At 39.0% G+C, this 10,970-nt stretch carries 11 protein-coding genes, 1 pseudogene and 1 riboswitch; of the genes and pseudogenes, 6 read left to right on the top strand and 6 right to left on the bottom strand.

Annotated features, from left to right (window positions below; genetic code table 11):
- Positions 1-17 precede the first annotated feature (17 nt).
- Positions 18-1,505: a malate dehydrogenase (quinone) gene (gene mqo / locus ERX27_RS00985; protein ID WP_133430944.1), complete on the bottom strand. Its 1,488-nt coding sequence runs from the start codon at positions 1,503-1,505 to the stop codon at positions 18-20.
- Between the two features lie 111 nt (positions 1,506-1,616).
- Positions 1,617-3,098: an FAD-dependent oxidoreductase gene (locus tag ERX27_RS00990; RefSeq protein ID WP_133430945.1), complete on the bottom strand. Its 1,482-nt coding sequence runs from the start codon at positions 3,096-3,098 to the stop codon at positions 1,617-1,619.
- A gap of 252 nt (positions 3,099-3,350) precedes the next feature.
- Here ERX27_RS00990 and ERX27_RS00995 point away from each other — a divergent pair, with 252 nt between their 5' ends.
- Positions 3,351-3,866, top strand: a complete 516-nt coding sequence (locus tag ERX27_RS00995) for a TM2 domain-containing protein (protein WP_208001741.1) — start codon at positions 3,351-3,353, stop codon at positions 3,864-3,866.
- A gap of 64 nt (positions 3,867-3,930) precedes the next feature.
- Positions 3,931-4,434, top strand: coding sequence for a hypothetical protein (locus ERX27_RS01000; RefSeq protein ID WP_133430946.1), 504 nt, complete (start codon positions 3,931-3,933; stop codon positions 4,432-4,434).
- Between the two features lie 38 nt (positions 4,435-4,472).
- Here ERX27_RS01000 and ERX27_RS01005 read toward each other — a convergent pair whose 3' ends face one another.
- Both ERX27_RS01005 and ERX27_RS01010 read right to left on the bottom strand, forming a co-directional pair.
- The gene (locus ERX27_RS01005; protein WP_133430947.1) at positions 4,473-5,291 is read right to left on the bottom strand and encodes a MetQ/NlpA family ABC transporter substrate-binding protein; all 819 of its coding nucleotides are present in this window, start codon (positions 5,289-5,291) and stop codon (positions 4,473-4,475) included.
- A 72-nt stretch (positions 5,292-5,363) separates the two neighbouring features.
- A riboswitch (SAM riboswitch) is annotated at positions 5,364-5,466 on the bottom strand.
- A gap of 67 nt (positions 5,467-5,533) precedes the next feature.
- On the bottom strand, positions 5,534-6,448 hold the full coding sequence (locus ERX27_RS01010) for a hypothetical protein (protein WP_133430948.1): 915 nt from the start codon (positions 6,446-6,448) through the stop codon (positions 5,534-5,536).
- A gap of 117 nt (positions 6,449-6,565) precedes the next feature.
- Here ERX27_RS01010 and rarD point away from each other — a divergent pair, with 117 nt between their 5' ends.
- Positions 6,566-7,462 (top strand): EamA family transporter RarD, encoded by an 897-nt coding sequence (rarD, locus tag ERX27_RS01015; RefSeq protein WP_133430949.1) that lies wholly within the window; start codon positions 6,566-6,568, stop codon positions 7,460-7,462.
- A gap of 174 nt (positions 7,463-7,636) precedes the next feature.
- Here rarD and ERX27_RS11565 read toward each other — a convergent pair whose 3' ends face one another.
- Positions 7,637-7,759: a hypothetical protein gene (locus ERX27_RS11565; RefSeq protein WP_275416149.1), complete on the bottom strand. Its 123-nt coding sequence runs from the start codon at positions 7,757-7,759 to the stop codon at positions 7,637-7,639.
- Between the two features lie 199 nt (positions 7,760-7,958).
- On the opposite strand from ERX27_RS11565, the gene ERX27_RS01020 reads away from it, so the two are divergent.
- The 3 genes and pseudogenes from ERX27_RS01020 to ERX27_RS11680 all read left to right on the top strand — a co-directional run.
- Positions 7,959-9,452, top strand: coding sequence for a M4 family metallopeptidase (locus ERX27_RS01020; protein WP_133430950.1), 1,494 nt, complete (start codon positions 7,959-7,961; stop codon positions 9,450-9,452).
- 225 nt (positions 9,453-9,677) lie between these two features.
- Complete coding sequence (locus ERX27_RS11675; protein ID WP_481817036.1) at positions 9,678-9,905, top strand: hypothetical protein; 228 nt, start codon at positions 9,678-9,680, stop codon at positions 9,903-9,905.
- A pseudogene (locus ERX27_RS11680) lies at positions 9,883-10,161 on the top strand (transposase); the annotation flags it as partial. The gene ERX27_RS11675 and the pseudogene ERX27_RS11680, both read left to right, overlap by 23 nt.
- Before the next feature lie 261 nt (positions 10,162-10,422).
- Here the strand turns inward: ERX27_RS11680 and ERX27_RS01030 are convergent.
- Positions 10,423-10,970: LPXTG cell wall anchor domain-containing protein (locus ERX27_RS01030; protein WP_133430951.1), on the bottom strand; the 548-nt coding region annotated here is incomplete at its 5' end.

A 10,970-nucleotide genomic window follows, 5' to 3' on the forward strand; every position in this document is an offset into this window, starting at 1 on the left:
CAGCCGGCCGGCTGCTTTTATCTTTTCGGTATTAAGTTCAGTGCCTCTGCTACTTCCTGATTAACCTGCTCGAACAACGCTTCATTATCGCCTAACTTCTGACCGTATGAAGGGATTATTTCCTGCAGACGCTCCTCGATATTCGGTATTTGATTGCTGAAACATTTAACAAGTACCTGCAGCATAACATGTGCTGCTGTTGAAGCGCCTGGTGACGCGCCGAGTAATGCAGCAACTGTGCCATCTTCTGAAGTGATGACCTCTGTACCAAATTGCAGTGTACCTTTACCTTGATCTGTATCTTTGATGACCTGGACGCGTTGTCCTGCCACTACAATATCCCAGTCCTCTGCTTTCGCATTCGGTACAAATTCTCGTAATTCTTCAATACGCTGTTCCTTGGATTGCATGACCTGTTCAATCAGATATTGTGTCAGCTTCATTTCCTTGGCACCTGCTGCTAACATAGTCAGCAGGTTATTCGGTTTCACCGATCCAATTAAATCCATATATGAACCTGTCTTCAGGAATTTAGGAGAAAAGCCGGCATAAGGACCAAATAAGAGTGACTGCTCGCCGTCAATATAACGTGTATCCAGATGAGGAACAGACATCGGAGGTGCGCCAATTTTGGCTTTACCATATACTTTGGCGTGATGCTTGTCTACAATCGCAGGATCCTTACATACTAAGAAAAGACCACTGACGGGGAAACCGCCGATATGCTTTGATTCTGGAATACCTGTCTTCTGCAGCAGCGGCAGGCTGTAGCCACCTGCACCGATAAAGACGAAGTCAGCGTTATGATATTCTGTCTTCTTCTGCTCTTCATTGTAGACTTTAACCTGCCAGCTGCCCCCTTGCACTTGGTTTAAGTCTTTTACCTCATGGCGATAGCGCAGATTAGCCCCTTGCGCCTGCAATACATCAAATAAATCTTCTGTCAGTTTGCCGAAGTTGATATCCGTCCCGGATTCCATCATTGTCAGAGCCATCACTTCATTAGGATCGCGCCCTTCCATCATAAGCGGTACCCACTGTTTCATTTCTTCTTTGTCCTCTGTTATTTTCATGCCACGGAACAGCGGATTGTCAGACAATGCTTGATAACGATTTTTAATGAAGCGGACGTTGTCTTCACCACTGACATAACTCATATGTGGCACCGGCATAATAAAGTCCTGTGGATTTTTCAGTAATCCCTTTTTCACTAAATGAGCCCATAGCTGTTTCGAAAGTTGAAACTGTTCATTGATATCCAGTGCTTTTGAAATATCAACGTTGCCGTCTTTATCTTCCTTCGTATAATTTAGTTCACATAAAGCTGAGTGCCCCGTTCCTGCATTGTTCCAGGCATTTGAGCTCTCAAGCCCAGGTTTATCAAGTTTTTCAAAAACAGTGATGTTGAGCTCCGGCTTCAACTCTTTAAGCAATATTCCTAAAGTGGCGCTCATAATACCGCCACCAATTAAGATAACATCGGTTTTGTTCGTCATGTTTCGCATCCTCCTACCTTGTTTGCTTCTATTATACGCTTATCTCTTTCAAGAAAAAAGTATGCGATTACATAACTAATTAAGATGTTATTACTCAAAAAATATCTTATTATTTATTAACTATTTTAAATCCTTAGCTGCCGGTCCTTCCAGTACACAACCTTCTCGGTCAAATCTTGAACCGTGGCATGGACAATCCCATGTCTTTTCAGCCCCATTAAACTTAATGACGCATCCTAAATGTGTACAGAACGGACTAACGTGATGTTCGTTCCCTTCATCGTCTTTATAGACAGCCTGCAGTTTCCCTTCAATATTGAAGATGCCACCGTCTCCACGTTCAAGTTTAGAAGTATCTGTGCTGTAATCTTTAAGCGCCAGAGTCTCTCCTTTAACTGCATCAATCATCTGTTTACCCAGTGCTTTCGCCTGATTGCCTAATGTATTGATGCGTTCTGGTCTGAAGAGTTCTTCATAAAGATTGTGCTGACGGCTGATTAAATCGCTGATCAGCTGGGCCGCTGTCGCTGCTGTTGCCATCCCGAATTTATTAAAACCAGTTATGACGTAAAGATTCGGATCCTGTTTATCATACTGACCAATAAGAGGCATATGATCAACTGTCATCATATCCTGGGCAGACCATTGCCCTGTAATATTTCCTTTGAAGTTTTCAAAAGCAAACTCACTGAGCTTTTCATAAGCTTCTTCTGTATGATCTTTTGTACCTGTAATATGGTTTTCTCCACCTACCAGTACTCCAATACCCTTTTCGGTATGATAATGTCTGAGTGAACGTTTCGGTGTGTCGACAGTCTGAAACATCCCATGCGGAATATCCATACCGTCTGCTGCTACAATATAAGAACGCTCTATCTGTAATTGAGACATATAGTTATTCTTCAGATGATTGACTGGGAAATGCGTTGCCATAACTGCTTTCTCAAAATGAATCGTCTGACCTTTATCAGTCACTGCCCTGATTTTACCGAGTTCCGTTATCAATGTTTCTTCATAGAATGTAACCCCTAGTTTTACAGCTGCATCAATCACGCCTGCCAGGAATTTCACCGGATGGAACTGAGCCTGGTCCGGCATCTCCAGTCCAAGTGTCGTTTTAAATGGAAGACCGAGATCTTCCTCATGTAACCTTGACTTGATACCTAGCGTCTGATAAGCATCATATTCAGCACGTATTACTTTTTCGTTACTGCCATCTGTTACCTGGGTACTCGACATTTTCTCAAAATCGCAGTCGATTCCATGTTTCTCAACCAAATCTTCAATAGCTTCTATACCATCAGCTTGAGATTGATAAAATGCCTTCGCCTTCTCTTCACCTTGAGCTTTTAAAATTTCCTGGTACATCAGATGATGCTGTGCTGTAATCTTAGCTGTTGTGTTAGCAGTCGTCTCCTGCACCAACTTACGCCCTTCAACAAGGACGACCTTATGACCCGCTTCAGCTAACCGATAAGCTGCAAGTATCCCCGCTATTCCACCACCGATTACAAGTACTTCTGTTCTGATATCCTGATTTAAAGCTGGAAACTGACTGACTTTTGCTGACTCAGTCCAATATGAAATGTTCTCTCTCTTCATTAAATAGCCCCCTCTATTATACTTCCCTTTGCTATACCCTTTAATTTTTAATTCATTCTCAATAAATTATTACAATTATTAACAAGATATAAATAGCTTAAAATAACATATCAGTTATAAAAATAGCATTTCATCCTACCTAATTAGTTTATATTTATATCAAAATTGTCATTGTAAACTATGACAATTTACTTTAGACTTATATTGAAAATACTAAATATGGATAAATATCCAACTGAAAAGAGGTCTATTATGAATATTCATGAAAGTTCATTCATCGAATCAAAAGTTGCAAATAATAAGAAAAGTCCTGTTGTTGCTTATCTGCTATGGTTCTTTTTAGGTGGCTTTGGAGGTCATCGTTTTTATTTCGGTAAAACAGGCTCTGCTATTGCTATGATTGCTGTTACTCTTCTTGTGAATTGGTGGTTATTCTGGATTCCCATGGCAATTTGGCTAATCGTCGATTTGTTCTTAATCCAAAACATGCTTAAAGAAGATGAAGCAAAAGTCCGTCATGCAGCTATTCAAGAAGTGCACATGATGAACGGTAACCATCAGCCCGCTCAGTCTCAGCACGTTGCTCGACCTGTACCAGCAGCTCAGCCAGCAGCACCTGTTCAACCAGAACCTAGAAAAACTGAACAGGAAATTGTTGATGAACTGATTACACCTCAAGCATCTCCAGTAGTAGAAACTACAACTTACACTACACAACCAGAACTTAAGGTTGTTAAAAATGATGAAGATTTAACTAAAAACGCTTAATTCTTAAACAAATAAAACCAGCTGATTATCACTTATCAGCTGGTTTTTAATAGGGAGTTATTTTATGCATGCGATAAACAGTTCAATTATCTTGTTAAATATCTTATTTCTCTTTCTAACGACACTCTGTATTTTCGCACTGATTTATTTCTCTTTTACAGGACACAAGATTCTGCTTGATCAAGCGCAAGGACTTTACATCGATTCAGCTGGCCATGAAGATATCATTTCAGAAATTATCGGCAACCCGATTTTTTCGATGATTGTTAAAAGCTATTTATTTTCATTGATTGTTGGAGTTGCCCCCAAAGCTTTCTTTGGTACTAGGCTATTATTCGCTGTCTTGGTAGTACTGGTTTATCTGGGCTTTTTAACTCTATTACTCTTTATAAGTCTCTTTCTACTCAAACACAAAAAACGTTCACTCTTATTAATCACTTTTATTACCAACTGTTCCCTACCTTTATTTTTAAGGGTATTGACAGCAGTTATACCTATGTCTCTTATATTCCTGACATTTAGACTTTTTAAAAATATGAGCTACAAACCAAAGCCTACCTTTACTTGAAGGCAGGCTTTATTTTAATAGTACTTTAATCGAACTTTTTATTTCTCATAAGGCACAACATCTTTACCAAACTCTTTATTAATGTATTCTTTCATGTCATCTGATTGCAGGACTTCAATTAGATCCTGAAACTTCTGATCATCCTTATGTCCTTCCTGTACGGCAAGAATATTGGCGAATGGTGATGACTTATCTTCGAGTGCAATCGCATCTTTATGAGGAATAATGCCGTTATCAATTGCATAGTTAGAGTTCATGATAACTGCCGCACCTTCACCATTTTTGTAAGTCTTCGGCAGGAATTCTGCACTCTGCTTATTGTTGAATTTAAGATTCTTTTTATTTTCGACGATATCTGTAAATTTAGCGTCTTCTATTTTAACGCCATCTTTCAGCTTGATGACCCCTTCATTGACGAAGAATGACAGGAAACGTCCTTCTTCAGCTGGATTGCTGGAGACAAATATTTCTGCACCGTCCGGAATTTCATCTAAGTTTTTATATTTCTTACTATATACACCCATCGGCGTTGTGAAGACTTTACCGACTTCCTCAATTTTATAGCCATGTGTTTTCTTTTCAGCATTGAGATATGGAATGTGCTGGAATAGGTTTGCATCCACATCCCCCTCATCAAGCAGTTTATTCGGGACTTTATAATCATTAACAATCTTAACTTCTACATCATAGCCTTTTTTCTTCATCGCTTCAGCTGCATGTTTGACGACTTCCCCGTGCGGTGTCGGTGATGCAGCGACTACGATTTTCTTATTGTCTTCCTTTGCGTCCGTTGCTCCGCAACCTGTAAGTGACGCTGTTAATAATAATGCACCTAAAATACCTAACCCTTTTTTCATTGTAAAATCCTCCCCAAAATTTTTAATAAAAAAAATACTTTCTCCATAAAAAATAGAGAAAGTATCTGCTTTCTCTCATCTTCTAAAGCAATCGCTTTATGTGAATTAGCACCATGTCAGGTTGACTGGTTGCCGGGCTTCGTCGGGCACATCCCTCCGCCACTCTTGATAAGAGTTTTATTAAGTTGTTAAAATCATAGCAATTGTATCGGCATTCGTCAATAACTGATCAATCAAAAAGTTCATTTAATACTAAATGACAGCCCTTTAGCACTTAATTGATTTTCTTTTTGATGATTGATGTGAAGTGTAAAAGGCACATCTTCAATTTGATTAGTAAATTTCGTATTAACCTGTTTATCTTTGATTGTCTGTTTCTCAAAAGAAAACTGAATCGTCTTTCCTGCTTCGAATTGCTCACCTTGCTTAATGACAGGAATAATCATCCACTCAGACATCATGCCATATGGCTGCTGATAGATATAAAAAATAGTCTTTCCTTTTTTCAAGTTACCGACCTGCTCACCTGATGGATTGATATCTTTTAGTGCAGCAGTTGTGCTCGAATAATTTTTCGTTTTATTTTGATAACCTTTGTAATAATTTGATGAATCCCGCCATAATCCATTGCTATCAACCCTGATCACACCTTTGTTCAGCTGAGAATGGAGAGCGAGTCTGGTCTCATCGTCACTTAACATAATCCCTTCATCCAGGTTGTCACCTCTATCAACAATACCACCTTTAAATTGCAATAACCCAGCTGGTGTCTTCTCGTCCCAGGATTGATCGATGAATTTTTCTTTATCAGTCACTTTGGCAGTAAAAGGATCTGCTAATTTCACTGTGGTCTTACCATTCTTGTCCATATCTAAGAAACTGATATTCACATAACCATCATTATGATGTTCAAAATCATTTAAATGTAAGATAAAGTAATGCTGATTAGGTAGTTTGTAAAAGTATGGACCTATCGTACCTTCAACTTCATTGCTTTGCAGAAGAACAGCTTCTTCAGCTGCTTTATATGAAGGAAAACGCTGCTCTACTGTTTGTCTTTGATGCTCAGTCAGCGGTTCCGGCTCTTTCAGATTTATCAGCCAGACGACACTTAACATCATCACAATCATGACAACGATAACTATCATACGTTTCATCAAGTATGCCATCTCCTTTTTTACTTATCTTACCACTAGAAAAATCAGTAAATGATAAACGGCAAACTTTTTAAGAAAACTTTAAGATTTCTTCTGTTATGATAACAGGGAGGTGAAATTATGTCTGAACAACAAAAAGGAATACTGTACGCGGCAGGCAGCTATATCATCTGGGGTATACTGCCGTTATACTGGAAATTGATTGACAGTATCAATTCCTACGAAATACTCGCACATCGCATTATCTGGTCAGTGGTCTTTATGGTTCTTCTTGTCGTCTTTCTCGGCAGAACTTCTGAATTCAAGATTCAGACCAGACGCCTGTTCAGTGAACCGAAACAGGCGCTCAGTTTATTTATAGCGGCACTTGTCATCGCCATGAACTGGGGTCTTTTTATCTGGGCGGTCTCGAATGACCATGTCATGCAGGCAAGCCTTGGTTATTACATCAATCCTCTGATGAGTGTTCTGCTCGGTTTAATCTTTATGAAGGAACGGTTCACTAAAGTTGAATGGACGGCTATCGCACTTGCTGCGGCCGGTGTATTCTATATGACGTTATCGCTCGGTGTATTTCCCTATATTTCCGTGCTGCTTGCTGCTTCTTTTGCAGTTTACGGTCTCCTGAAAAAGAATATCCGAATCGACGCCATCTATACCATTCTGCTTGAATGTCTGTTCACCTTACCTTTCGCATTGATTGGTCTGATTTACTTGAAGAATGTCAATATGAGTCATTTTGGCATGAATCAGGATAGCTTTATGCTGCTTTTCTCAGGTGTACTGACTGCGATACCGCTGATTCTGTTTACAGCAGGTGCACGACGTATCCCGTTATCGTTGATCGGTTTTCTGCAGTACATAGGTCCTACCCTTATGCTGATTCAAAGTGTCTTTCTGTTTAATGAGCCGTTCACCATCACCCACCTTGTTACATTCGGATTGATCTGGACGGGACTGATACTTTACAGCATCTCTAAAATCATGACTTACCGAAGACAAAAACGCCTATAATATAAAAAGCATCACAGCAGCAGCTGTGATGCTTTTTCAGGTAATGAAACAGAAATCATTTTTTTCATGAACATTACCTCCTTCTACGCGTTTTCACTATCAGTATACATCTAAAAGTTTCACAGTAAACGTCAGAAGCGAAAATTTACAGAAACTCAATAATTTAAATAAGATTTAGATAAAGTTTTTCTCTTCTGTTTCTGCTGTATTCTCTGCTTCACGTTCAGCTGCTTCATCCTGTTCAAATCTCTTCTCTGTACGTTCTTCTTGAACTTCTTCTAAATTTTTCTCAGTCATAATAATAGCCCCCTATTATAAATCTTTTAGTTTGCTTTACCCAAATCCTTATCTCATTAAACGCTCCGCTATAATAACCTATTAGCTTTATTAAATCTCATTTATTTGCATATAATAAGTATTTTCAATCGTTATATATATTTCGTCTTATAAATGGTATGCTATACACAATACTATCTAATAATGAAAGGATACAACAATGTTAAAAAAAGTAATTATTGCCACAGCACTTACATCTATCGCACTGACTCCTTTACAAGTGAATGCTCTGACCACTTCTATAAAAGTTCACTCTAATAAAGAGGCTAAACTTGCATTAAGAAACTCAGTAGATACTACTGGTATCAGCAAGTACTATCAAAACTATGAAGTAGTATCTACTGTTAAAGATGCAGCAGGTTTCACTCATTATACTCTTCAGCCTAAAGCGAAAGGCTATTTTGCAGAAGATAAAGCAATCAAAGTTCATGCCGATTCTGAAGGTAATGTTGTTCTTATCAATGGTGAAACAGATGCAAAACCTGTTAAAGCAACGAATGATATCAAAATTTCTCAGGATACAGCTATTAATGAAGCATTAAAAGTATTAGGAATTCATCCACAAAATGCAAGTAATTTAGGAAATAATATCGTACAGTCAGTCTCTGCAGAAATTGACGGCGACCTCAATAAACTGATCTACAAAATCGAATTGTCTACTATAACACCTAAAATCGGACGTTATATCGTTAATGTCGATGCAGAAAATGGCAAAGTGCTTTCAACTGTCAATTTAGTACAGCATGCTGCTACGACCGGTCTTGGATATGGGGTACTAAATAATGTCAAAACAATTCAGATTAACTCTATCACAGGTGGATATGCTCTCCATGACGTGACACAAGTAGGAGGCATCGGCACATATAGTTTCAACGATTCTACTAGACAAGCAACTTTAATAACAGATCCAGATAAAACCTTCAGCAACAGCGAACAAAAAGCTGGTGTGGATGCGCATTACTACGCTGGTAAATTCTACCAATATTTTAAATCAAAGTTCAATCGTGAATCTTATGATAATCAAGGCAGCAACATTCTCTCTCTTGTTCATGTCAATACATTAAATACAACAAATGATAACTGCAATAATGCAACATGGTTAGGAGATAAAATTGCATATGGTGATGGAGACGGTACAAAGTACAGAGCCTTATCCGGTGCTAATGATGTAGTGGCTCATGAGCTGATGCATGGGGTAACTGATCACACAGCAGGCCTTGAGTATACTAATCAACCAGGTGCATTGAATGAAAGCATGTCTGATGTCTTTGCATACTTTCTAGATTCTGCTGATTGGACAATAGCAGAAGATGTTTATACACCGAGCCAGTCTGGTGATGCTTTAAGAAGTCTATCTAATCCAGAACAATATGGACAACCAAGTACAATGTCAGGCTATGTGAACACTACTGCTGATAATGGTGGTATTCATGCTAACTCTGGCATTCCGAATAAAGCTGCATATTTGACTATTCAAGCTATCGGCAAAGATAAAGCTGAGCAAGTTTATTATCGTGCGCTGAATTATTACATCACACCAACTTCTGATTTTTCAGGCGCCCGGAAAGCACTAGTACAGTCAGCGACAGATTTATATGGACAAACAACTGCAGATGCAATTGCACAAGCGTGGACAAAAGTCGGCGTACAGTAAATATTTCAGAATCTTTAAAAGCAATGATTTATAGGTTGTCACCTGAAGACTTCACTTTCAAGAGATGAAGTCTCAGACTGTAGACAAACTCATTTTAAAAGTGAGTTTGTCTTTTCTTTTTCTTTGAAACGCCAATTGTAAAATTAAGCCAGACAACTAAAAAAGCCTTCTGTGCTAAACTCAATATGTATTTCCGACCAAAGAAAACATAAGGAGTTAGTACAAATGGCCTATACACATCTTACCACCGATGAACTTGCGTTCATAAAATCATACTATCATCAGAATCTTTCAATCAGTGAAATCTGCCTGAGAATTAAAAGTTCAAGACAGACCGTCTATAATGTGGTTAATACATTCAAAGCAGGTATCTCTGCACTGGGGTTCTATCAGAACTATAAGAAATCTCTCTATGGAAGACGTAAAATCGTCCTTCTGGAAGTCAATCAGTAATCAGCACGATATATCTATCTTTTTTTTTGCTGATCCAGGCACACCTTCACAGCGTAGTCTTAAGAAGCATTCAAATGGAATGCTTAGAAGAAGTGGTCTGGACAAAGATATGGATTTCAACTCAGTTACAGATGACTATATTATTCAAGTTGCATATTCCCTCAATAATCGACCAAGAAAATCTCTTGGTTACAGGACACCATTGGAAGTATTTATGAGTTTCATCGAAGATGAGAAATTGTCTAGCTTATTTTGACAAACGAAACAATATAATCGTCTGCTGAATTTATTTCTTATATTTTAACAAAAAAAGACTGTAGACATAATCTCCAGAGGAGACTTTGTCTACAGTCTGAGACAAACTCACTTTTAAATGAGTTTGTCTTTTTTATAATAATTATTTTTTATCTTCTGTTTTTACTTCTTCTTTAGAAGTACTTTTATCAGTCACTCTACCAGAGATTGTTCCTTTTTTCTGTTCAGCCATTTTATTCACTCCTTTTCTGAATTATAACCATTATTTTTTTTCATTTTCTTTTCTACGACGTCCTAGAATCATCATACCACCAATAGCGGCAATAACAGAAGCCATTAAACCATTATTATTATTTTCACCTGTGTCCGGTAAAGTTGTCAGCTGCTCATTTGTTACTGCTTCACTTGGTGTGCCTGGCTCATTTGGTGCCGGCTCACTTGGTGCTGCTGGATCACTTGGTGCCGGTTCACTTGGTGCTGCTGGATCACTTGGTACTGGCTCACTTGGTACTGGCTCACCTGGTGCCGGTTCACTTGGTGCCGGTTCACTTGGTGCCGGTTCACTTGGTGCCGGTTCACTTGGTGCTGCTGGATCACTTGGTGTTGCTGGATCACTTGGTGCTGGCTCACTTGGTGCTGGCTCACTTGGTGCCGGCTCACTTGGTGCCGGCTCACTTGGTACTGGTTTGTAGAAGCCTGAGTCGATTGTCAGGTCATCCCCGTTATTCACGACCACTGTCACCTTCTGGCCGTCTGAATCCAGTCGGTCATCGCCTACGTTTGTCGCTGTCGGCGTGTAGCCCTCAGGTG

Source organism: Macrococcus brunensis (assembly GCF_004359615.1).
GTDB classification, from domain to species: Bacteria; Bacillota; Bacilli; order Staphylococcales; family Staphylococcaceae; genus Macrococcus; species Macrococcus brunensis.